Consider the following 24,036-nt stretch of genomic DNA (forward strand, 5'->3'; position numbering starts at 1 on the left):
CTCCGCTCAGTAAACGCTCGTTAAGAAGTTAACCCTGTCTAGGACCTCCGTCAAAAACGCCAGGTTTGTTTCATCGACTGCTTTACCATCAAGTTTCTTATTGTCGAAATGAGCCTTGAGCCCTGCAAACTCCTCTCTTAGCTCGATTAACCGTTCCTTAATTTTGCCTGCATCCATCCCATCCCGTTTTGCTCTTTCAGTCACCACAAATTTTTGAATCTGACGTTCAGTCTTGCTTCTGTAGGTTTCAAAGGCTACTAAATAATAATCTTCATGTTCTAACTTATCGACTAAGGGGGTCCAAGCTTCCGCTTCTGGGGCATGATGATAAACCAGCTTGGGCCCTGCCCAGTAGAGGGTTCCACTGACCAGAGCCAAGATTAAATCGTTCAGTCTCTCCCGCCTTAATTTTTCTTCCTGCTGCATTTGTTTCTGTCTCTCAAGCTCTAGGTCTACCTGCTCTAGTTCCTCAACTTGCCGACTTACAAGGTCCGAATAACTGGGAACCCGCAAAAAGTTGTCCTCGGCTGATTCAAGATCGATACTTTGGAAAATTGGAATTCGTTGAAGGGGCCTGTCAAGAATCCGGGAACGATTCTGAAGGGTGACGGTTGAAAGTTCCTTGATAGCAAACTTGGGTTTAACCTTACTGTCTTCGACGATAATACCTAGTTCTAAAGCTCGCTTGAACAACTCCCTTTTCTCTCTATTCCTCTCTCTTCGATGAAGGGGATCAGCCTTATCGGGAAAAGGCGAGGGAAAAGCACGCCATTCGTCATGAAGGTGAATACCGGGGTCATTTGGGGCCCGATATTCATAGATTAGCTCTAAACTCCTTAGTCTGCTATAGGCAAAGAGAGGAACTCCAATCGAGGTATTGACCCAGTAAATGCTGTGTTTTATCTCACTGCTAGCGACTTGTTCAGGCGTCCCTTTGACCTCTGCCCTTTCCACATAACTCAAAAAGGCTCTGTGCAGTTTTTCGCAATTCTCCGGTATGGAAACTGTAAAGTGGGTAGGAAAGTCATTTAAACTCGCGGTCACAGTGTTATCCATATGAAACGTCGGTGCTGAGCCACTATGTAATCTAGGACCAATTTCCAGCGAAACAATATCCTCAAAGGTCATGCCGCTGTATTTTTCTTGCAAATAGGTTTCCAGGCTTTTTAGAGCTACCTGACTAAACTTATTCGAGACGAAATTTGACAGAATCCTAACGGATTCTTTACCCTGATGATCGATCCAATAAGGCGTGTCTTGATGTAGGTTTATCAAAAATTCCTGGGTTATATAAAGCATTTGTTCTCGGCTTTTATTATTTACCAGTTCATCAATTTCTTTAGCCCAATCCTTTGGATCAAGAACACTCCAGGTAGAAACCTCTTCTTTAGTCTGCTTGGTCATTGTTAAGCTGGTAACGATCTCAGCATTTGCTTTTAGCACCTTATAAAGATGTCCTAAAATATCAACCCATACCTGGTATTGGTCTGCGTGAAGCTTCCGAAGATAATTAGTAAGTTCCTCATACATTGGCAGTACAAGGTCATTAATGACTTTAACCACTATTGCAGCTTTATACTCCTCGATTTTAGTCTTGATATAGATTTCCCAACTGTTTTTACGCCCGAAATTTAAGAGTGAGGGAAGGGTTTTGGGAAACAGAAGGGCTGCACTTTCTTTTTTTATCTGCCATTCTTTCTCCTTATGTTTCTGTTCCTCTTCGGCTTCGTAAATTAGCTGATCAATTCTTCGCAACACACAATCTTCACCAGGTGAGAACAGCATTCGATTGACAAAAATCGGTCCCTTTTCTGGATTGACGAACAACTGATCCAACTCTTTCTTAATTCTGTCCTTCAAATCCTTGGCGGCTTCTTTAGCATTTTTTCTATTTTTGTTATCTTGAAGGTGGTCTAAGAAGGCTCGCATTTCCTTCGATAGCTGTTCATCGAGATTAATTTTCCCCGCATTATCTACGCAATAGTAAGGGTTTTGCTGCCATTCGGCTAAAAGACTCTGACCATCAGCGAAATAGCGCTGGATTAAATCCTCGTGTCCTAGTTCTACCTTTTCGATAAAAGCCCCTATGTCCCCAGCGCCTGGAGTATTATCGTAAATGACGTTCATCCGTTCCGTTAAAACGTGAGCAGCATAGTTCATCATTTGTTCGATTGGAATCTCATAGGAACTGGCCCCAAGAATAAAGTACTCGTAATTTGCTTGAAAGGGAGGCTTTGTACCGGAAAATACATTGAGTTTTATTTGGTCCAAATTAGACAAAAAAGCGGGCAGAGTAAAGGTCGTATTCTGAACCTTACCTTTACTAATAAAATGAACCAGGTTTTCACTGACGATTTCCATGCAGGTACTTTTGGTGTCCGTTAGTAGAATGTTATTCTTGTCAATGGAAGATATCAGGTAACAGTAGTCGTAGGGGGTTGCAGCTGTGCTGTGGGAATAATTGTTCGTATACTTCTGGACAAAGGGTTGGCCGTGATCCGTCATCCAGTAATCAAGTTCTTTGAGGGCCGCAAAGCCATTGGATTGGACAAAATCTGCTTTGTTTTCTTTCATATTGACATCTGGCAAAAATAGATAACCTATGGTCTTTAGCCGATCTAAAGCACCAAGCTGCTGGGCAACACAGCGGATGATATATGGAATATCAAGAAAGGTTCCTCCACCGGTCCCACCGGATACACCACTTAGTATAAAGACATAAAGATTACCTTTTTTGCCTTGCAGCAGGCTGTTTAACTTACGCTCAATTATGTTTACAATATCGGTGATTCGTAAGAATAAGGCCAATCTACCCATCTGACGGATTCCATTAGCGCCTTGGTCGAAATCATTCGGACTTAAATTAGGACTTAACCAGTCCGTGATGGTCTGGGGCAAACCGGCACGATTTGCAAGCATCCTGGGTACTGCTGGAGTATAAATCCTAAGGAACTCGGTCGAGGTGTTAAGCTCGATGGACCGGCCAGAGTTTTTATCCTCGTCATAAACGATATGCTCATCTGTATCCAAGCCGAGGTACTCAATATTTTCCGGTTTATCTTTGAGGTGCCCAGTCGCACTATCACGGGGCAAGTTAAAACGACGGTAAACCGCATTCTTTACTTTGCTCAGAGCTGTTAAACCTGTTCCACCCAACCCAATGACTAGGATTGGATTGGGGATAGGATCAACCCTGGATAAGTCACTGGTTATCCCACTTTTATTGAGCCGGAGTTGGCTGAGATTTTCCGCTAAACGCATATCCATTAACTTATGCACCTACCTAATTTTTGTTTGTAGATTAGAACGCACTATATCTGCCTTCTACCTTAATTGAGTCCATAAGCGCCATAATCCTAATAGAACATCCATTACTTAACAAAACCCTCTGTCCTGGTCCAACGTTTTCTCCATTGACGCTGACTGACAGACCCTTACTGCCAGCGTCACTGTAGGTAAGGTAGACTCCTTGCCCATTTCTGACAAGAACTATGGATTTAAGCACACTCTCTGGATTCTCTGCTAATACGCTGAGGGTAACTGACGTCCCGTAAGGCGCAAGGGTTTTGCTTTTGCGCAGTTCTTCCCTACCTGTGGTAGTATTGATGACTTTCAGATTGATTTTGCCGAAAAGAAGCTTGGGCCGGGTGTTTTCAATGAACTTTGTAATCCATTTAAACAATAAAACAACAAAGGCGAGGGCTGCTAGAATCCCTATTAGTGTGTAGGCTAGCTTTTTCCAAGGAAAGGGGTGCTGAGGATTCGCCTTTTCCAGAGGTTTTCCTTCTGTCATCTCAATAGACGAAGGCGGATCCATCTGGATCTCTAAATCATAGTTATAAATTAGGCTGATCTTAACCTCTTCATTGGGAGCTCCCTGGACCATTAACCTCCATTTTCCTTGATCGGGATTGATAATTTTATAAGAAATGTAGTTCTGTGAAGGGGCTGCGATAAACCTCTTGTTGTCCCAAGAAGCCTCTGTACCATCTGGCTTAATAAGCTTTACTTGTACATCCTTATTCCTATAGATCACGATATTGGCTTCTACCACACTCCTATTGGTAACGTCAAAATTATACGTGTCAAATTTTCCATTTAGTTTAATTCGGTCTGCTCCAAGGGACATCAATTTGTAGCCTAGAGCGTCCGTGTAGACATTGGTGATAATATCAGGAAGATCGTTAGCCCTATCAACGATGTACGACTTCCCTCCCGTCTCCTTGGCTATACGTGACAACAGATCCTTATCCACTGAACCATCCGCATTGAGTCCAATGGTATAGACGAGAATCCCCTTGCTCTTAGCTGTCTCGAGAGCCTGTTCCAGGTCTCGTTGGGAAATGTCCGGGGTTCTGTCACTGCCATCGAAATCATTCTTTCCATCGGTTAAGAGGAGGATGACCGGATTTTCTAACCTGTGTGATCCCGCAAGCATTGAAACCCCTTCTTTAAGGCCTGAGGCACTATCCGTACTCTGTCCCTTCGGCAGACCTAACCCATCGATGTAAGCTTTAAACTTGTTTTTTGCGCCTTGACCATTGATATCGGTTATATCCAGTCGATCGATGACTTTATCCGTATACTGAACAAATCCAATCTTACTCCCCTTTTCAGCCATTAAGTCAACAATTAACTTAGCTGCCTCCGAAGACAACCTATGCGGATCTGATTGCTGCAAACTTCCCGTTCTGTCTAGCACAATAACAAGATTCATAGTTTTCTTGCCGTTATCCCTAGAGGTGCTTTGTGCCCTTACAGGATAAAGGGCCATAGTTACTAGAAACATACTCAAAACTAAAAACGCAGTCATTCTTTTTCCGGCGTTCATACATCATTCTCCCCTAGCTAATGAGCTTGTTCTTCTTTACCATTTATGTCAAAGACCCGTTAGATAGTACGGTTGTAAAGATTTCTCAGACATCTACCAAAAAAAAGATCCTTCGCCATGCTCAGGATGACGCTGCACTATGTCATACTGAACGCAGTGAAGTATCTTGACCCAATACTATTGTTTCATTCCTTAGCATTACAGCCTAAGCGGCATGGGGGTCTACTCAAAACATCCTTTGATGGATCTCCATCGATTATCCTGGATAACGATGGGTAGACCATAGTACGACTACACAAAGGGCACCAGTCAGTTTAAAACCTGATTGGCGCCCTTTGTGTATGCACATAAAGAGTCAATAATCACAATCACCCCAGATACTTGGCCACGGCCGCGGCTGTCTGATATTTATCATTCCCACTCAACAAAACTTCGTTAGGGTGTTTGGTCGTTGGGCCACCGATGACGATTAGTTTCTGAGCACTCATGGCTTCAGCCGGAATAGATAGATCGGCTGCCCTCACAAATATTGCACAGTTTCCATTCCTCACCGCTACATCAACTCCGGCCCAAAAATCTTCCTTCGTATACAATAAGACAGCTACTTTCAACACATCGTTTCCTCCTTGTAAGTCCTGAAATAATCGATCCCAAGGAAAGCCTGTTCCCGGACACCTCGATCTATTGACTGAGTCAATCCGATTATGACCGATGATAGTATCTCGTGTCACCGTTATTCCCAGTGTCGCGATTAACCACCTGTGTAGTGCTAGTGTGGCCTGGTACTGAACTTCAGGCATTACATCTCCGCTTTTTCCTTCATGTTCAATGGAAACCGTATAATAATTCGGATTCACACCTGAAATAAGCAGGGGCCAATTGGGTTTATTAACGCTTCCATTAGCCCAAGCCGAATTTTCAAGTTTGACATATTGATGAATAGTACCATTTTTTCCCACTCCAAAGTGAGAACTAACCTTACTTGCAGGATTAGCAAACCATGAATCCGTCCCTGGCAGGGTTCCGTCCATGATATGATCCACAATAGCAAGGGTTTTATAGCCGTTTCGGCTGCTATAGTTCGGCGATCCCTTCCATACAATCGTTGGTTTATCCATTTCTGTCCCCCTCTTTTACTTATAATATGTATTTAGTAATATGAATGTCATCGCCAGTGTTAAACTTCCTAGCCCCATTACATAACAAAAAACCCCTCTCAAATGAAAGGAGTTTCAAAAACTGTGCCCTTGTTTCTCTATTGTCAGTGCTCTATACGGTTACGTCCCCCATTCTTGGCATTATAAAGCTTATGATCTGCGGCCTTTATTACATCTTCTGGGTGAGCAAAGGCATTATTATATTCTTCAATTCCTCCACTAATCGTTACTATTCCATAGGGGCTCTTATCGTGGGCTATGTTACAACTTTGGATACCCTCTAAAACACGTTCGGCTATAACTTTAGCCGTTATTACATCTGCATTGTTAAGAATAACGAAAAACTCTTCTCCCCCGTATCTAAAAACACGATCCTCATCTCTGATAGTGTGCTTTATAGTCTTAGCAATAACTTTTAAAACATTATCCCCTTCTGCATGCCCATATCTATCATTATAGTTTTTGAAGAAGTCAATATCTAACATCATAACTGAAAATGTACCCAAACCCTGTTTTGCATCCAAAAAAACCCGCGCTATGCTGCGATCTAGGGACCTGCGATTATGAATTCCTGTAAGTCCATCAAGTAAACTCATTTCTATAAGATCAGAATTAGCCTTTTCTAAGGCATTGGTTCTTTCTTCTACGATCCTTTCAAGATTATCCTTAGAATTTTGAATATTGGCAGCCATCTCCACGAACCTATTGGCAAGTAGACCAATTTCGTTATTTAAATTAATCGGAAGTTGCATTTTTGCTTCGGCTACCTCTTGATAGTCTCCCCGACCGATCACTTCAGCTGCATTAGTCAACTGTTTCAAAGGCTTCTCTGCTTGATATCTTATGACGTAATAAACTATAAGAAGAATAGCAATAAGAATAATCATTCCTTCAAAAAAGGCCCGTTTTGCATCCTCATGAGCAGCTTCTCTAATGTATTTTACTGGTAAGACTCTCACAAACAGCCATTCCGGCCCTTCAATCTCTCCTACCACGAGATAGCTGTCATGTACTTTATTCAATATAACTTTAACTTCCGAGGTATCCATTCCTATTTCTTCAGTGATTAACTTATAGGCTTCCTTGACCTGAGGTATTTGTATTTTATCTAGTGATAATTGTCCGACCCATTTTTGCTCATCGCTGGGATCACTGGGATGTGCGACGAGATAACCGTCTTTACGGATAATAAAGCTGTAAGTATTATCACTATTATCAGCAAGTAACCGCTCCATTAAGTCAGTAAGATAGACATCATGGCCTGGGGTGATAAGATGCTGAGTACCATAATCAACTGGATCCATATAGGTTATCATCCATTTTTGAGCAGTTTCATCATAATAAAGCCCTGACCATAGAGATTTCCGTTCCGGATTATCCGCTTTATTAACAGCCTTAATAACTCCTAACTCATTCATGGGTAGATCTGCTCTAGCATTTAAGCCCCATGGCTCTTCTGGGTAAAATAAGGTTATAGCGTTTTCTGGGAAAGCAACATGAACATTGGCAAATCTATTGACCCAGGCTGGCCCTAACCTAGACAAGAGTTTATTAACAAGAATAAGTCTCCTCTGAAAATCCGGTTGTGCTACACTTTGATTGTTGCCGATAAAGCTGGACATACCATATAGGTAACTCCCTTCATCAGTATAAATGCCATCATAGTATTCTCTCTTCATCCTTGTCGCACCCTGATCATCAACAAAGTAGTAGGTCCAAAACTCCTCTTCAGTCACTTTAATATCCGAAAGGTAAAGCTTCATGAACTCTTTTTCGTAGGCTTTTAAATTATCTTCTGCTAACTTAAAAATCTCACTATCTGTTCTTACCCTATCGGAAACATACATTTTTAGCTCATCTAACTTCTTCTCTGTCTCAGTTGTATAAACGCTGAAATAAGAAATGTAGGAGATAATAGCGACAATGAAGGTAGACAAGAGGAAAATTCGCAGCAGTATATTTTTCATTAAGGACAGTTTTCTTTTACTAATAATAACCTCTGCCTTACTTTTTTTCATACTTCCCTGTCCCCCTCTCCGTAGAGCTAGATAAACTCTTCGCCTAATACAACTTATAACTTCCTTTTTCGCTGAACTTCCTGGGTTTCCTTCAAGAAATACCAAATTTATAAAAAATTTGTACCGTGTCACGTGTCAGGGGGACGGTCCTTTTGACACGTTTTGGGGGAATTGTTGCCTAACGATTCGGGAATGATGCGGATATCCTGATTCTAGTCAATAAGAATGTATTTCTTGATATGCTACAACAAGTATAATGAACCGATGTTACCGACTTTGTTCTCTGGTACTATTTTTTCACAAACATTTGAACGAAAACTTTTCCTCTTGGACTATCTGTAATCCCGATTCCAATATAGCTGTAGCTGGCATTAAGTATATTTTTTCGATGCCCTTCTGAAGCCATTAATGCAGCATGGGCAGCCTCAACGGAAGAGTTCATTGCGATATTTTCAGCGGCTCCTTGAAAGGTAACACCGAATTTACTCAACATATCGAAAGGAGACCCGTAGGTTGGGGAAGTATGGGAAAAATAATTATTTTTAACCATATCCTCCGACTTCATGCGAGCAGCTTCCATTACCTTAATATCTGTACTTAATGGAGCTACTCCTACTTTGGCTCGTTCTGAATTGATTGATTCCAACATTTTTTGTATTTGAACATTGATCTGGGGTGTTGGTTTAGGGGCAGGTTTAGTAGGTAACTGAGGGGTAGGGGCTGGCTGCTGTACCTTGTCCAGATTTGTTTGTTCTAAAGGCTTTACTACTTTTTCGGCTTCAGCTTTTTGGGATTCATTCGTTGGTGTTATATCAGGCAATTGATTTGGCCGAGAAGTAGTTTCTGTTTTATATGGCCAATTATTGATACCACCTAAATCAAAGACATTGGTATAATTCATGTTGGCAAGTGCTTGGGCGGCAATAGCACTTCGATTTCCGCTTCGACAATAAACGAATATGGTTGCATCCTTGTCCTTAAGCTTCTCAGATGCTTGTGTCTCGATAGTCCCAACTGGAATCAACAAACTCCCAGGGATATGCTTTTCTGCATATTCCGCCTCAGTCCTTACATCAACTAGAATGATTCCTTTTTCACTATCTAAACGTTTCTTCGCAGTTTCACTGGAAATAGTTTGATAGCTGGACTTGTTGTCCGATTCAGATTGAACTGGTGAACACCCTGCCAGGCTTAGGAAGCTCACTAAAACTATAGCTGTGACTATATGCATGATCTTCTTCATTTAGCTTCCTCCGTATTTATTGATTTGTTCAATATCTATCCCGGGCTTCTTCGTAAAGAGGGCTATGAACTTCTAATATAATTAGATCGATCACTTTGAACGATAGCAAGATTTGTCGAGGATGCATTTTTAGCGACCCCCTTTCGAAGAATTTTTAATAATTATAGCATAAATCTGTCGCACTAAAGGAAAAACACCTGCCTTCATTTAGCAGATGCTCGTTTGTAAAACTTTATTCATACTCGGTCTGATATTTACCTTGAAAAGCGCAGCTGTGAAAGACATTTTTAGCTTGAGATAGGTTTATAAAAAGGATTTTTTGAGTTCGTTATAGAATAATGTTCATAACTAATAAATAAGGGAGATGAGATTAATGGCCAATATTTTAATTGTTTCTTGTGCAAAGATTCGTGATGTAAGTTGTGTAGCTTGCCTGAAGTGTTTTAAAGCGGCTGACCTTAAAGAGGGTGAATTTAAAGGGTATGACTCCGTAAAGATCGTGGGTATAAGCGGATGTGGCGATTGCCCAGGCTTAGTTATGCCCAAGGTTAATTTAGTTATGGAAATGGCTGATTATTTGTTGCAAGATATCGACGCTATTCATATTGGTTCGTGCATCGTCCGGGCAAGAAATACCGCCGCCTGCCCAATAGACCTTGACGGTATTAAGGCGAAACTGGAAGGAAAATTCGGGAAGCCAGTGGTTATAGGAACTCATAATTATTGATATCATTACAGTTTTGATAAAACCTGAATAGAGCAAAACAGCAGACACTAACAGTCTGCTGTTTTCTGTTAGAACATACTTATCTTGCTTTGAGGGACAAATAGGTTTTACTAATCCTCCAGCCCGGAAAAATCCAAAGTAGCGAAAAGATCTTCAAGGGTCTCTGCCCTTCGGATCATTTCAACACTACCGTCCATTTTAAAGAGCAACTCTGCTGAGCGTAATTTGCCATTATAGTTAAATCCCATAGCATGACCATGAGCTCCTGCATCATGAATAACGACAATATCACCAATGTCCATTTTAGGCAACGCTCTATCTATGGCAAATTTATCGTTGTTCTCACACAAGCCCCCTGTTACATCATAAATGTGATCACAAGGCCAATCCTCTTTCCCTACGACTGTTATGTGGTGATAAGCACCATAGAGAGCCGGACGCATTAAGTTGGCCATACAGGCATCCACACCTACATAATTTTTATAGATTTCTTTCTTATGCAATACCTTTGTTACTAAATAGCCATAAGGGCCCAAGATCATACGTCCGCTCTCCAGGGAGATCTTCAAAGGATCTAACCCCTTAGCTACAATAAGATTGTCGTAAGCGTTCTTGATTCCTGTACCTATAGCCTCCAGGCTAACTGGCTCTTGCTCTGGGCGATAAGGAATACCAATACCTCCGCCGAAATTAACTAATTCAATCTTGATCCCTAACTTCTCATAGATCTCCCCTATGAGCTCAAACATCATTTTGGCTGTTTCAATAAAATAATTCGCTTCAAGTTCATTGGAAATAATCATAGTGTGAACCCCAAAGCGTTCTACTCCTTTTTCTTGGGCAATTCGATAGGCCTCAAAAATTTGAGACTTGGTTAAGCCATATTTAGCTTCAGCGGGTTTGCCGATAATTGCATTTCCTCCCTCGCGTAAATTGCCGGGATTATAACGGAAGGAGATAATTTTAGGCATACCAACATTTTTTTCTAAGTAATCAATATGAGTAATGTCATCGAGATTAATAATTGCACCTAATTCTATAGCTTTTCGATATTCGAAATCAGGGGTATTATTCGAGGAGAACATAATGTTTTCATCAAAAATATGAGCCTTTTCTGCCAAAATAAGTTCTGCAAGAGAGCTACAATCCGCTCCAAATCCTTCCTCACGTAAAATTTTGAGGATATATGGATTAGGAGTTGCTTTGACTGCGAAGTACTCTTTGAACTCGGGTGCCCAACTGAAAGCTTCTATTAACCTACGGGCATTTTTACGAATAGCCCCTTCATCATAAATATGAAACGGTGAACCGTATTGCTCGATCATTGCCTCTAACTGGTCTTTACTAAATGGTAATACTTTTTCTGCCATTAATGCTTTCCTCCTACTTCAATATATGCTCCCAATAATAAAAAAGCAGTTTAAAGAGCGCACTCCTAAACTGCTTTTTCATACAAGCCAATTTATAGAGATAGTGCTCCACCTAACGTTTAGGTGACAGTCATGTACTTATTCAATACATAACCAGTAAAAGTCCTTATACCACAGCCTTTTACTTCGGCGATTATTCCTTTTTGAACACCTCATCGCTGGATCGCTTAGTGTACATATTATTAATAACCGCACCCCTATCAAATTATTAAGTTGTTTTATTATGCAACAATGCTTCAATAAATGTCAAGCGTGACAGGGGGACGGTCCCCCTGTCACAACCCCTGTCACACATAGTTTTTTATTAAAGCCGAGAGATACTTTGATTTCATCTGCTCACTTGCCATAATTCGTTTGACAGGCGGCATTTTTAAGATAGCCCCTAGGATCGCTGCCATTGCTCGGTGACTATAGTGGGCCTGGTTATCAAAAATGAGATTCTGGAGCTTCCCTTTTTCTATACTCAATAACACGATTCGATGTACGGAATTTATAGGTGTAATTACTCGTTGGTTCCTGTGCTTAAGTTTTATGGATCCGCGATTACAGACTCTGACACAAACCCCGCATCCTAAGCATATGTCTTCATCCAGCGTTACCGTCTTAATTGGTTTATTGTTCGCGACCTGCTTGGAAACTACCTTTAAAGCCCCGACCGGACAGGCCAATACACATCTTCCGCAGCCGTTACATTGATCTTCCCTAATTTCAGGAAGAAAATTTGTCGTATTGATTGAATTTAGAGTTCCAAATTTCTTGATAGCTAGAAGACCTTCACAGCAGCATCCACAACAATTACAAATAAAAGGTAAACCCTCTTGTTCGTTTTCTCCAATTTGAACTAGATTATGGTCGTATGCCTCTTCAAGCAGAGTCATACATTCTGAAACACTAACCTCTCTGGCATGCCCATATTTTATAAGGCTTGAAGCAGTTGTCCCAAAGGTCATGCAGATCTCTAAAGGGGCATCACAGGCCTTACCTAAATGACTCATTTTATGCCGACAGTAACAAAGACCGATTCCGATGGCAGAGGCCTTTTTAATAATTTCGCTCGATCGTTCGTAATCTAGGATATGTAAGTTATTTACGGTGCTTAAGGCTTGTTCATTCACAAAGATTCTTCCAAGCTTTGTTTCTGTAACGAATAAATCTCGGACGAAATCCTCTTCAACGTTTAAGTATTGGTAAAAGAGCTCCGAAAGTAACGTTTGATCAAGGTCTTCCCTAATACGCATCAGAGAAAATTCAAAGAAACCTGCCATTGGTGGTGGCAAAACAAAGGTTCTCTCGCCATCCGTACTCTCAATATCAATCAACAACGCCCGGGAAGCTAGTTCCGTCAGTATTTTCTCCGTATCTTCTCTACTCATTCTTAAAGCCGCGCTGGCCGTCTGAATTGAGAAGGGTTTTATCGGTAACGCCGAAATGACCCTCGCTTCCTTTTCATTCATTAAGACACTGAGGATCTTAAATAAATACTCGGAAGGCGGAGCCCCTTGTGGAAATTGATTTAGACGTTCACTCAATTGATGGAAACCAGATTTTAACGTTCTATGTGCCATAGCTCTCCTTAGATTATCGCTTTTTAGATATTATAGTTCAATATGTATAATAATTCCATATTTATTAAAATTTCCTGCCTTTTACCTTCTTCTTTAACACTTGCATGCGTCAAGTAAGGTGTAGGTGGTCGCCATAGTATCAGTGATGAGATGGCCTTATCAGCAAGAAGAACACTACGCGTCTTTTTACTGCACATGTCTTTGCTATGAAAGCGACTTAAGCACTATGTCATCCTGAAGGAGGTACGACTGAAGGATCTAGATCCTTCGCTGCGCTCAGGATGACATAAGTGAAAGTTATGCTTTCTGACAGTACAAAAAAGACGGCTAACATTATGTTAAGCCGCCTAATAGCTCCTTATAAAAAGTATTCCTGTTAGGATTAACTTTACTTCCGGATTTGAGCTGCCACGACACTTCCTCCACAATATTTTTCCCGAAGCCGGGGCTTTTCTATTTTACCGGTGGGGTTGCGTGGAACGTTATTAAATATTATTTTGCGCGGGCGTTTGTAGCGAGGTAAGGAAGAACAGAAGGTAATTATTTCTCCTTCCGTACACTTGCGATCTTGTTTTAGTTCTATTATAGCCGCCGCGACTTCACCAAGACGCTGATCGGGCAATCCAATGACCGCTACATCTTTAATCGAATGATGCCCACGCAGAAAATCTTCGATCTGTACCGGGTATAGATTCTCACCGCCACTTATAATCACATCTTTTTTGCGGTCTACCAAGTAAATAAAACCATCTTCATCCATACGAGCCATATCTCCGGTAAAAAGCCACTTACCTTTGATTACAGCTGCAGTTGCTTCCGGGTCATTATAGTAGCATTTCATCACGCCCGGGCCTTTCACAGCCAGTTCCCCCACCTTGCCCTGGGGCACAGGGTTGCCGGATTCATCAGCAATCATTGCTTCCCAGCCATAACCAGGTTTTCCGATTGCCCCGACTTTGTGAATGTTTTCCGTACCAAGATGCACACAACCCGGGCCGATGGACTCGCTCAAACCATAGTTAGTGTCATAGAGATGGCTGGGAAAATAGCTTTTCCAGCGCTGAATCAGGCTGGGCGGGACTGGCTGAGCTCCAATATGCATCATCCTCCATTGGTCAAGGTTATAATCCTCCAGCTTCACTTCTTCACTCTCAATGGCGTCGAGAATGTCTTGTGCCCAAGGGACAAGTAACCAGACTATGGTGATTTTTTCTTCGGAAATTGCCTTTAATATCCACTCGGGTTTAACTCCCCGAAGCAAAACAGCTTTACTTCCCGCCAGAAGGCTGCCAAACCAATGCATCTTGGCGCCGGTATGATACAGAGGAGGGATGCACAGGAAGTTATCCTCCCGGGTCTGACCGTGATGATTTTGTTCCGTATAACATGACGATATTAGACTAAGGTGATTATGAAGAATCGCCTTAGGAAATCCTGTCGTTCCAGAGGAAAAGTATAGAGCTGCATCGTCTTCGTCACTAAGTTTAATTTGAGGGGCAAAGGTGGAGCAAGCCGCTACAAGGCTGTTATAGCTTTCGGCAAAGGAAGGGCAATTCGCTCCTGCAAAGAAGTTCATTTTAACCTTGGGAATCCGGTGGCAAATCAATTCCACACGGTCGATGAATTCTGGTCCAAAAATTAGCGCTTCAGCATCAGATAATTCCAAACAGTATTTTATCTCCTCTGCCGTATAGCGATAGTTCAAAGGCACTGCTACAGCGCCGGTTTTAAGAACCCCGAAATAAATCGGCAGCCATTCTAGGCAGTTCATTAACAAGATTGCAACTTTGTCTCCTTTTTTAATCCCTCGATTCAGGAGAAGATTGGCAAATCGGTTTGCTTTGTCGTCGAATTCACGCCATGTCATCTCCCGTCGAAATTCTGCCACGGGACTTGTTTCTATCAATTCAAACTCTTGCCATGTGACTTCACGCCTTTCCTGCAGCTCTGGATTGATTTCTATCAGGCTGATATCCTCGCTGAACTGTCTGGCATTACGGGAAAGTACTTCTGTTATAAGCATTTTTGTCATTCTCCTTTTAGTCGTGAGCTTGTGAACTATTTGGTCTATCCTCTGTTAATTCAGCCGCAATTTTACACTCCCGTCAACAGCTTTGGTAAATAGGTCGCGATACCAGGGAAAATCATCAGTAGAATTAAACAAATCAAGATCGTACCTATAAATGGCCAAATCCCCTTAAAAATAGTTTCTAAAGGGATATCCGGGGCAACTCCTTTAATAATATAAACATTCATTCCTACCGGAGGGGTAATAACTCCCATTGCTACCACCAAAACTACAACAACCCCAAACCAGATCGGATCATATCCTAGGGTATCGACCACTACAGGAAAAAATATGGGAATGGTTAGCAGTATCAGAGCTAAAGCATCAATAAAGCAGCCTAGTATGAAGTAAATGAAGAGAATCATGCCCATAATGGCGAAGGGGGGCAAGCTCAATGATCCGACCCAATTTGCCAGTTCAAAGGGTACTCTGCTTATGGCCATAAATCGACCAAACATCACCGCACCGGCAAGCATAAACATGATCATGGCGCTGGTTCTAGTCGTATCAATTAAGGATTTAATTAGCTTTTCCCAACTGAGCCGTTTCTCTAAAAGACTAATAACGAGTACGCCACCTGCCCCGACAGCACCTGCTTCAGTCGGTGTAAACCAGCCCGCAAAAAGTCCGCCGATGGAAAGAATAAAGACAGCCAGGGCTTCCCACAGCCCTCCCTTTAAAGAACGAATTCTATCACTCCAACCTGATTTGGCACCAGCCGGTCCTAGACTTGGGTTACGCAATGTCAGCAAGTAAATCATACTCATGTTCAAGAACATTAGAAGAATCCCGGGTACGATCCCAGCCATAAAAAGAGTTCCTACCGACTGTTCCGTGGCTGTGCCGTACAAGATAAAAATTACACTTGGGGGAATCATAACCCCTAAAACGCCCCCGGCAGCAATGCTTGCTGTGGATAAGGACTTGTCGTACTGATATTTATCCATCTCAGGCAGAGCGATGGCCGCCATTGTTGCTGCCGTCGCTGTATTAGAGCCGCAAATCGCTCCGAATACAGCACAAGCTGCTTGTGTTGCTATCGCCAAGCCACCCGGCAAATGTCCGACTAGCTTATAAGCAAAAACATAAAGGCTCGTGCCAATTCCTGAATAGAAAGCCAGAAACCCCATCCATACGAACATAACGATAACACTTAAGGAATAAGACGTAAAGGTATTGTAGAGTTCTTTAGCCACCATGTCTAAGGAGGCCGGGACGGACGTTAGGTAGCTGAACCCTACAAAACCAACAAGTGCCATAGCATAGGCAATGGGTGTCCGCAGCATTACCAAGCCAAAGAAAAGGGCGATTCCAATGAGCCCCACGGAAAAGACACTCATCGTGTCACCTTCTTAGCCGTATCTATAGCAACTACTTCTCTGATCGAATTCAGGGAATTCAACAACAATACCAGACAAAGCCCCAATAAGCCAAAGGCAATGAAATAGATAAAGGGGTAAACGGGTATTTCCGCCGAGGGTGAAACAAGCCCTCTTACTTTCATAGCTTGACCAAATCTTACAAGAGACCAGACTCCGGCAGACCACAATATTAGAGAAACGACATTAACAAAAACGGCGGTAACGGATTGAATTCTACGAGGAAAACGTTCCATAATCAAGCCGACAGCAATGTGACCATCTTTAAAAGCACAGTGCGCCAAAGCCAAGGCCATGCCCATTGCGGTTAAAAAGCCTGCCAACTCATAGGTTCCTAAAATAGGTCGGTTAAAAGCCGTCCGTAAAACAATGTTAGCTATAATCAATAGCAGCACGGAAAAAATACATAGTCCTGCTAATTTATCTAATATCCTGCTTACCGCTTTTACAATGCCAGTTAATCGCTTCACTAAGATACCTCCTCAGGATTACTGAAACTCCTTGTTATATTGATCTGCAAGATTTATCACTTTATCTAAGATCTCTTGTCCTTTTAGTCCCTTTTGATTCATTTGAGCTACAAAATCCTTTTGAATGGGTTTTACTAAACTGATCCAGTGATCTTGTTCCTCTTGAGAAAGGGTGATGGTCTCCATTCCTTTTTCATTGACAGCATACTTTATAGCGGACTCGTTTTGTTTATCCCATAAACCCATTGCGACATCTTCAAAAAACCTCTCATTGACCGCTTCAATGGCTTTTTGGTCTTTGGGATCTAGGGAGTTCCACTTATCATGGTTCATGGTGATATAAAATAAATTATTGTATAAAAACGGTGTGAACGTTACATATTTAGTTACTTCAGCCTGTTTCCAACCTTGTAGAACCTCCACTGGGCCTAAATTCCCTTTTACAACGCCCTTCGATAAGGATTCGTAGGCTTCAGATTGAGCCATAGCCACTGGTAAGGCTCCCAGTGCCGTAAGACTTTTAGCGCTTAGTCCCGTAGCTCTAATCTCTAGTCCTTTTAAATCCTTTAGTTCACGTACAGGTTCTTTGGTGTATAAATCTCCAGGGCCTGTTGTAAAAACCATCATTAATTTTGTATCTTGAACTTCCTCGGGATTAATCTGTTTGATCCCTTCCCAAGCGACTTTACTGGCAGCTTTAGAATTAACGTACTTAATACCTGGCAGTTCAAATACTTCTAAAACGGGAAAACTGCCTCGAGTATAAGAAAAACAAGAAAGACCCAAATCAGAGATTCCATTAATAACTCCGTCATAGATTGCGTCAGCCTGTGAAAGGGTTTGTCCTGGGTAGCTTGTAATTTTTACTCTGCCCTCTGTTGCAGTCTCGATTTCCTTAGCCCAAGGCTGAATTAACTCTTTCTCAGCTGGGTGTGTAGCAGGAAAGAAGTGAGCCAATTTTAACTCAACTGTTTGAGATTTATTTTCCGAGGGGGCAGATGCTGTCTGTCCGCATCCTGAAATGAAGATTAAATTCAGCACCAGCAGCCCAAGTAAAATCCCTTTCCCCAATGACCTTAACTTAATTGTTTTACCTATCCCTTTTTTCATCATAAATCTCTCCTCAATAGTTATTTTAGAAAAACAAAAAAACTCCTAAATAGGAGTTTAGAAAACTGTGAAAACACCCTGCATCCGCAATAAAAAACGGATAAGGGAGTAATAAACCACATCCTGATTTTCTACCATCCTACAAATATCCTACACTTTTATAACCGTTTAACTTCCTACCTACACTGCCTGCCTACATTAACTGATCTACCGTCCCGACCCTACACCCTACTGAAGCACTCCATAATACTGTATTAATATGCCCTACATAAAAAAAGTATCATAATTCAAGATTAAAATCCAGTTAATATTTTCCTCTGATTTCGACATTTTTCTCAGACCTTAAAATGGGTATACTCTTCGTCAATAACTCAATCCCCTATTTGCTTATATTCCAGGTCATTCTTTTCAAGTTCTTGATTTTTGGCATACCTAAGATACAAGAAAAACGATCCGATAGCAGCTAAGAAGATAGTTAGTGCGAAATACGCCGTTGCTAAAGATACTTGAATGGTAAAGTCATGACGATTCAAGTGTCCATTGTTGAGGACCAACACTTTAGCATATCCCAGTCCATAGAACAATAACGAAGAAAGATAACAAATAACTGCTTTTTTTGGCACTAATACGCCCCCACATCAACAAAATTCGCGATATTACCTTTTCATTATTCTTTAACTTCTATGGTATACGACCGGGGGCAAGATTATTAGGGGGGCTCAATGCACAAAAATTCGAGGGTATCACAAAAGGTTCGTCATCATAGGATAATCTTCATTCTCTACGACACCGCCAGTCATAGAGTGAAGCCCGCTATTTAGAAATGCTGATCTAAAAATGGCTGAAGACCCGTATTTTTCTCGAATAGTGTCAACGGCACTGTCAATCTTACGTCGCTTTTCGTAGTTTTTACCAAAGAGGGATGTCTGATAAAAATCGTTTTGGCAAAGTTCAGATACTCTTAGTCCCATATGCCTCAGGGGATGACCCTTCCACAGTTCATCGAATAATTCACAGGCTATTTGCCAAATTTCATCCGTACAATCAGTGGCATTATAGAGTTTTCGTTGGTGAGAACAACCATAAAATTCATTGGTTCGGAATGAAACTGATACCAGACGAGCTAGCACCTTGGCCTGTCGCAATCGATTACTTACGGATTCAACAAGGGAAAGTAAGACAAGGTGAGCATTTATACGGTCCTCTACGTCAAAGGGAATGGTTGTAGAATTTCCCATTCCTTTAACTTCAATGGTACCAACTGTTCGGACTGGAGAATAATCAACGCCGTTAGCGTAGTTCCAGACTAATACCCCCTGGGATTTTAAAAATAGCTTAATTATTTTTAAATCATAATTTGCGAGTTCCCCAATCGTGTTGATATTCCTAGATCTAAGCTTTTTAGATGTTGCCCGTCCGACCATGAAAAGTTCCTCAATAGGCAGGGGCCACATTTTTGCAGGCACTTCTTCAGGAAAAATCGTGTGTACCAGGTCAGGTTTTTTGAGTTCTCCAGCCATTTTGGCCAATAGTTTATTCGTAGAGATCCCTATATTTACAGTAAAGCCAAGCTCATTTTTAACTCGGTCTTTTATCTCATGGGCAGTTTTGATAGGGTCATCTGACAACAACTCCATACCTGAAAAGTCCAGAAAACATTCGTCAACGGAAAACCGCTGGACGGATGGGCTATATTCTCTAAAAATCTCAACCATGGCGTCACTGCACTGACGATAAAGGCTATAATGAGGAGGAACAATGATAAGACCAGGGCATTTTTGGCAGGCTGAGTAGAGGGTTTCACCTGTTTGAATCTTAAACTTCTTAGCGGGAATTGATTTAGTGAGCACAATGCCATGCCGAGTGGTTGGATCCCCGCCAACGACGGATGGAACTGTCCGTAAATCCAGTGGATCACCATGTTGTAGGCGATATACAGCTTCCCAAGACAGATAGGCTGAATTTGCGTCAATATGAAAAATATATCGTTTAGCCATAGTTCTTCACTCCCAATTATTATCCGTACATAGTGTCCATATGGGAACGTATGTTCTATTATAACCGGATACTTTGGGAATATCAATAAACAACCTGTTATTTGTTATACATGAAGTGTGACCCTTTTCTAAAGATGGAGATAAGTGGAGCCAATGAAAATGAACGACAAATAGTATATAATGAAAAAGAATTATTGCTTTTGAGGTGGTATAAGCTCATGAACCCTATTGCTAAGTCTGCTGTACAATCTGCCCTAGACCATTTTCTTAACCGCGACGTGTACCTTCACTTAGAGACAACCAATGGAGCCTATGCAGTCCATAAGCAAGAGAGCACTATGACTGTAGGTGCCTATATTCGCAATGGTCGTATCTGCTTTGGGCGTGGGGTTATTACCGGTGAGGGCCCTTACCGTGTTGGACTTAAAATGGAAATCGGTTGGGTTTACGCTGAAGGACTGACGGATTTTGAAATAGACCAAGCAGGTCGACTATTACTCGCCGGCCATGATCAAGAAGGTCGCTTGGCTGTAGCCCTTGAACTTAGTTTTACCCCCTTCGATCTGTAACCTTGGCGTATAAAAACCCGCTATCTCGCGGGTTTTCATACTGTCAGTGAAATTATGTACTTAGGAGGTATTTTTTTGGAACAACACGTTCTCGTTATTTTTCCCCATCCCGACGATGAAACATTTGGCTGTGGTGGAACCATAGCACAATTCACCCAAACAGGCGTTCCTGTAACTTATGTCTGTGCTACTTTGGGACAAATGGGGCGTAACATGGGAAAACCGTTCTTTGCCACTCGAGAATCCTTGCCGAATATTCGGGAAGCAGAGTTGGAGGAAGCTTGCCAGGCGCTTGGCATTCAACGTTTGATTAAGCTTGGTTTACGGGATAAAACGATTGAGTTTGAGGACCCGGAACTATTGACCGCTAGAATAGAGCAGATCCTGCGAGAGGTTCGGCCATCTCTTGTCCTCACTCACTATCCCGGATATGCAGTACATCCTGATCACAATGCACTAGGGGAGGTAACTATCCGGGCCATTTCACGTCTTCCCGTTCAGGAACGTCCAATGGTATATGTCCATGCTTTTGCTCGCGACTGCCAGAATAGGCTGGGCCCACCCGATATTATTAATGACATTTCAGCTGTGTCCGAAATGAAGCTGGCCGCCATCCGAGCACACAGATCACAGTCCCAAGTATTTTTTCCTCGTATTGCTAATGGACAAACCAAAAAACCATCCTCAAAGAATTCATTCAGTCATATGCTTGAGCGCGAATCCTTCTGGACGTATCATTTTTCGTAATCTTTCCAACCACTCCACCTGAATTTACGAAGGACACACTCCAACTTATAGATTAAGAGGTCTTAAAAAACGCTGAAAGCAGCTCTGGTCTGCTTTCAGCGTTTTTTATCTAGGGAATTAAATAAAACTTTAGTCAATCTTCAAGGGCTTTATATATACGTCCTAGGAAATCTTCCTAGACAAATCAAACCCGTATTGAGAATTTCTTAGCTGGACTCTTAATTTAGCGTTCTTTTTAAGAATTCCTCGATCTCTAGACTTCTTAAGGTATAAGAATAGTGATCCAATGACAGCCAAGACGATTGCGAACACAAAATAACTTGTTGCTAAAGAGACATTCATCGTGAAGTCATAAGTATTTACCTGTCCTGCAACTGAATTCTTAATGACCAAGGTTTTCAGATATCCCATTGCGTAGAATAGTAACGAGAAAACATAACTAATAGCAGTTATTTTTGGCATAATCCACCTCCACCGCATATTGCACCCAGGAACATTCCGACTTAACCACACTTAGCCCAATCTCCGGTTATACACTCGGTGCATCCGCCAACATGTATAAGTTTGTTGCGGCATACTGGGCATTTATTGTTCCGAATCAGCCACTGTTCACAGGGCTCTATGCAATGAGTCTTTCGGTTGCAATCTGCGCATACGTCGTTCATTTTATCCGCCTCACAGTACATATATTTGTTTAGTACGAACCTGTGTTCTTATTATACTATATTCTATTCGGATATCAATACCAAACTGTTCTTACAATCATATTTTTTTAATATACCCCCATACGTTCTATATAAAAAAAGTATCGGTTGTTAACCGACACCTTTTATAGTCGTAACTTTATAGTTTAGCGATTAGCAACAGTTGCTTCCGCTGCCAGGCGAGCAATCGCAGTTCGGCTCCGTCCCAGTTAGCCAACCCATAATAATAGCAAAAGCACAACCTACACCCGGCTTAACTTCTATAGCGTTAGAAGGACAGTTTTTAGCGCAAGCTCCGCATTCCATACAGCGGTCTTTATCTACTATGACCGATTTTCTCCCTTCTAGGAGAAAGACATTGTGTGGACAAACCTCAAGGCATTTACCACAACCCGAACATTTGCTCGGTACAAGGTTTAACGTGGCAACATTCTTTAAGTATCGATGCTTCATATAAAACAGCTCCTTAGAGATTAGTAGATCAAGTGATTCTTAGCTTCAGATGGAATTTGCCTAAGAGGAATACTTACTCCAGCTGAAGCTTAGAAGAACTTATCCAGGGACGTAGCAGCCGTTATCTCCCTAGAAGATGGGAGTCTTACGGCTGGTAGTCATCGGATAAAACTATTAACCAAGATTAGAACGATCCCTAAGGTTATCGAGATAATAATCGCCGGAACAGCTCTTCTCATCTCTTTTAAGACACCTGAAAAGGAAGTGAAGGTTGAAGACCCAGTAAAATTCATTGCCAAAAAGGCTGATATTGGCGGAAGAATGAACAAATACCCCAAGGCTCTTAAAATACTATACTCAGGGACCGCCGTCCAATTCCACCCATTAAGAACATTAACGGCCACTGCCCAAATAAATCCCAATATCCAGCCTTTCCACGCGAAAGCTCTGACTGGTATCCACGGCAATAAAACCGGGGTTAAAACACAGCCTACCACGACCGCTCCTAAATAGGCGTAAAGATCAACCAACCCAAAAGGCCCAATCCCCAGAAGATTTAACAAAAAGAGTACGCCGAAAATCATTAAGGAAATTTTGAACGTACCAACAAGTTCTACTGGTGTCAATACCAAACGATCATACGTATTAAACTTGACCGTGCGCATTTCTGTAGTAGCTTTCAGCCCTAACTTGATAAATTCCTTAAGATCCTTGGCCCTTACTGGTCCAAAAACCACTTTGAAACCAGAAGCCTTAGTTACCAAGTGCGCACTAATACCCGGCGCACCCAGTTGTGGTACAATAACCGTTCTATGAGAGACAACCTTCTCAAGTTGTACTATAGACATACGATTTACCAACTCTTGGGTCCCAAAGGTTCCCTTTCCGGCAGCACACCATACGTTGATTCCTTTAGTATCCAGTACTAAAATCCAGGCATTGACCCCATTCAATTCCTTTCTTAAACTATCAAAACTCATTTTATAATTGGCTGAAACTAGAACAGGGGAATTGTTGTCTGGGGTTCCTATTCTATAAAGACCGGGTTCTACGATAAAGGCCATTCTGCCAATTCCCCAACGGGCTTTCCATGTCCCCCAAATGTCCCTAAAGGTCAACTCGGAGGATGTTGGAATGATTTTCAGTTCTCTACTGGAAATTTGCATAGCTCGGACACCTCTCCACACTAATACTTAGTTTATTTACAATTACAAGGGTCACTAGGCTTACCTATGCATTTGTCTTTATTGGACTTAATTTTAACCAAAAACTCTAAGATGGTTTCCATTACGGCACCATTGATACTGTAATACATCCACGCCCCCTCGCGTCTCCCGTTGACAATTCCACTATCACACAGAATCTTCATATGATATGACAAGGTCGGTTGAGTGATTTCGAAATTGTCTAAGAGCTGACAGGCACACATTTCGCCACTGGAAAGTAACTCAACTATATTCAGGCGTGTCTGGTCCGCTATAGCCTTAAATAAAGAAACATAGTCTGCGTAATTATACTTCATAAAATCCCCCATAGTTTTTAACCCTATAGATAAATATGTATATCTA

Annotated in this window: 21 protein-coding genes and 1 riboswitch; of the genes, 4 read left to right on the forward strand and 17 right to left on the reverse strand. The window is 41.8% G+C overall.

Annotation, left to right across the window (positions count from 1 at the left end; genetic code table 11):
- Positions 1 to 6: 6 nt before the first annotated feature.
- Positions 7 to 3,267 carry a tubulin-like doman-containing protein gene (locus HGJ98_RS01445; RefSeq protein WP_291349209.1) on the reverse strand — a complete coding sequence of 1,087 codons (3,261 nt, stop codon included), beginning with the start codon at positions 3,265 to 3,267 and terminating at the stop codon, positions 7 to 9.
- Between the two features lie 34 nt (positions 3,268 to 3,301).
- Positions 3,302 to 4,831, reverse strand: coding sequence for a vWA domain-containing protein (locus HGJ98_RS01450; protein WP_291349210.1), 1,530 nt, complete (start codon positions 4,829 to 4,831; stop codon positions 3,302 to 3,304).
- Positions 4,832 to 4,987: 156 nt separating this feature from the next.
- Here HGJ98_RS01450 and HGJ98_RS01455 point away from each other — a divergent pair, with 156 nt between their 5' ends.
- Positions 4,988 to 5,110, forward strand: a complete 123-nt coding sequence (locus HGJ98_RS01455; RefSeq protein ID WP_291349211.1) for a hypothetical protein — start codon at positions 4,988 to 4,990, stop codon at positions 5,108 to 5,110.
- Positions 5,111 to 5,199: 89 nt separating this feature from the next.
- On the opposite strand, the gene HGJ98_RS01460 is transcribed toward HGJ98_RS01455, so the two are convergent.
- The 3 genes from HGJ98_RS01460 to HGJ98_RS01470 all read right to left on the reverse strand — a co-directional run bounded on the left by HGJ98_RS01460 (position 5,200) and on the right by HGJ98_RS01470 (position 9,249).
- A complete protein-coding gene (locus HGJ98_RS01460) occupies positions 5,200 to 5,949 on the reverse strand; it encodes an N-acetylmuramoyl-L-alanine amidase (RefSeq protein WP_291349212.1) in 750 nt (249 codons plus the stop codon).
- Positions 5,950 to 6,092: 143 nt separating this feature from the next.
- Entirely contained in the window at positions 6,093 to 8,006 is a 1,914-nt protein-coding gene (locus HGJ98_RS01465; protein ID WP_291349213.1) for a GGDEF domain-containing protein, read from the reverse strand.
- Positions 8,007 to 8,295: 289 nt separating this feature from the next.
- Entirely contained in the window at positions 8,296 to 9,249 is a 954-nt protein-coding gene (locus HGJ98_RS01470; protein WP_291349214.1) for a rhodanese-like domain-containing protein, read from the reverse strand.
- A 373-nt stretch (positions 9,250 to 9,622) separates the two neighbouring features.
- Between HGJ98_RS01470 and HGJ98_RS01475 the strand changes: the two genes are divergently transcribed.
- Positions 9,623 to 9,976 carry a CGGC domain-containing protein gene (locus HGJ98_RS01475; protein ID WP_291349215.1) on the forward strand — a complete coding sequence of 118 codons (354 nt, stop codon included), beginning with the start codon at positions 9,623 to 9,625 and terminating at the stop codon, positions 9,974 to 9,976.
- 110 nt (positions 9,977 to 10,086) lie between these two features.
- Here the strand turns inward: HGJ98_RS01475 and lysA are convergent, their stop codons facing one another.
- The 8 genes from lysA to HGJ98_RS01515 all read right to left on the reverse strand — a co-directional run bounded on the left by lysA (position 10,087) and on the right by HGJ98_RS01515 (position 19,995).
- Positions 10,087 to 11,346, reverse strand: a complete 1,260-nt coding sequence (gene lysA, locus HGJ98_RS01480; RefSeq protein WP_291349216.1) for a diaminopimelate decarboxylase — start codon at positions 11,344 to 11,346, stop codon at positions 10,087 to 10,089.
- Between the two features lie 93 nt (positions 11,347 to 11,439).
- Positions 11,440 to 11,614, reverse strand: a riboswitch (Lysine riboswitch).
- Between the two features lie 79 nt (positions 11,615 to 11,693).
- Positions 11,694 to 12,971: a 4Fe-4S dicluster domain-containing protein gene (locus HGJ98_RS01485; protein WP_291349217.1), complete on the reverse strand. Its 1,278-nt coding sequence runs from the start codon at positions 12,969 to 12,971 to the stop codon at positions 11,694 to 11,696.
- A 388-nt stretch (positions 12,972 to 13,359) separates the two neighbouring features.
- Positions 13,360 to 14,994, reverse strand: a complete 1,635-nt coding sequence (locus HGJ98_RS01490; protein ID WP_291349218.1) for a class I adenylate-forming enzyme family protein — start codon at positions 14,992 to 14,994, stop codon at positions 13,360 to 13,362.
- Positions 14,995 to 15,065: 71 nt separating this feature from the next.
- Positions 15,066 to 16,379 carry a TRAP transporter large permease gene (locus tag HGJ98_RS01495; RefSeq protein ID WP_291349219.1) on the reverse strand — a complete coding sequence of 438 codons (1,314 nt, stop codon included), beginning with the start codon at positions 16,377 to 16,379 and terminating at the stop codon, positions 15,066 to 15,068.
- Positions 16,376 to 16,888, reverse strand: a complete 513-nt coding sequence (locus HGJ98_RS01500; RefSeq protein WP_291349220.1) for a TRAP transporter small permease — start codon at positions 16,886 to 16,888, stop codon at positions 16,376 to 16,378. The genes HGJ98_RS01495 and HGJ98_RS01500 overlap by 4 nt, the downstream gene beginning before the upstream one ends.
- An 18-nt stretch (positions 16,889 to 16,906) precedes the next feature.
- Entirely contained in the window at positions 16,907 to 17,998 is a 1,092-nt protein-coding gene (locus tag HGJ98_RS01505; RefSeq protein WP_291349221.1) for a TRAP transporter substrate-binding protein, read from the reverse strand.
- Between the two features lie 371 nt (positions 17,999 to 18,369).
- Entirely contained in the window at positions 18,370 to 18,621 is a 252-nt protein-coding gene (locus HGJ98_RS01510; protein WP_291349222.1) for a hypothetical protein, read from the reverse strand.
- A 120-nt stretch (positions 18,622 to 18,741) separates the two neighbouring features.
- Positions 18,742 to 19,995 (reverse strand): DNA polymerase IV, encoded by a 1,254-nt coding sequence (locus HGJ98_RS01515; protein WP_291349223.1) that lies wholly within the window; start codon positions 19,993 to 19,995, stop codon positions 18,742 to 18,744.
- Positions 19,996 to 20,105: 110 nt separating this feature from the next.
- Here HGJ98_RS01515 and HGJ98_RS01520 point away from each other — a divergent pair, with 110 nt between their 5' ends.
- Both HGJ98_RS01520 and bshB2 read left to right on the forward strand, forming a co-directional pair.
- Positions 20,106 to 20,564 carry a YojF family protein gene (locus tag HGJ98_RS01520; RefSeq protein ID WP_291349224.1) on the forward strand — a complete coding sequence of 153 codons (459 nt, stop codon included), beginning with the start codon at positions 20,106 to 20,108 and terminating at the stop codon, positions 20,562 to 20,564.
- A gap of 75 nt (positions 20,565 to 20,639) precedes the next feature.
- Complete coding sequence (gene bshB2 / locus HGJ98_RS01525) at positions 20,640 to 21,311, forward strand: bacillithiol biosynthesis deacetylase BshB2 (protein WP_291349225.1); 672 nt, start codon at positions 20,640 to 20,642, stop codon at positions 21,309 to 21,311.
- 162 nt (positions 21,312 to 21,473) lie between these two features.
- Here the strand turns inward: bshB2 and HGJ98_RS01530 are convergent, their stop codons facing one another.
- The 4 genes from HGJ98_RS01530 to HGJ98_RS01545 form a co-directional block, all read right to left on the reverse strand.
- Complete coding sequence (locus HGJ98_RS01530; protein ID WP_291349226.1) at positions 21,474 to 21,773, reverse strand: hypothetical protein; 300 nt, start codon at positions 21,771 to 21,773, stop codon at positions 21,474 to 21,476.
- Between the two features lie 395 nt (positions 21,774 to 22,168).
- Positions 22,169 to 22,468 carry a mercury methylation ferredoxin HgcB gene (gene hgcB, locus HGJ98_RS01535; protein ID WP_291349227.1) on the reverse strand — a complete coding sequence of 100 codons (300 nt, stop codon included), beginning with the start codon at positions 22,466 to 22,468 and terminating at the stop codon, positions 22,169 to 22,171.
- Positions 22,469 to 22,626: 158 nt separating this feature from the next.
- Positions 22,627 to 23,634 (reverse strand): mercury methylation corrinoid protein HgcA, encoded by a 1,008-nt coding sequence (gene hgcA / locus HGJ98_RS01540; RefSeq protein WP_291349228.1) that lies wholly within the window; start codon positions 23,632 to 23,634, stop codon positions 22,627 to 22,629.
- Between the two features lie 32 nt (positions 23,635 to 23,666).
- Positions 23,667 to 23,990 carry a helix-turn-helix transcriptional regulator gene (locus tag HGJ98_RS01545; protein ID WP_291349229.1) on the reverse strand — a complete coding sequence of 108 codons (324 nt, stop codon included), beginning with the start codon at positions 23,988 to 23,990 and terminating at the stop codon, positions 23,667 to 23,669.
- Positions 23,991 to 24,036: the final 46 nt, after the last annotated feature.

It is taken from the genome of Desulfosporosinus sp. (assembly GCF_014237355.1).
Lineage (GTDB): Bacteria > Bacillota > Desulfitobacteriia > Desulfitobacteriales > Desulfitobacteriaceae > Desulfosporosinus.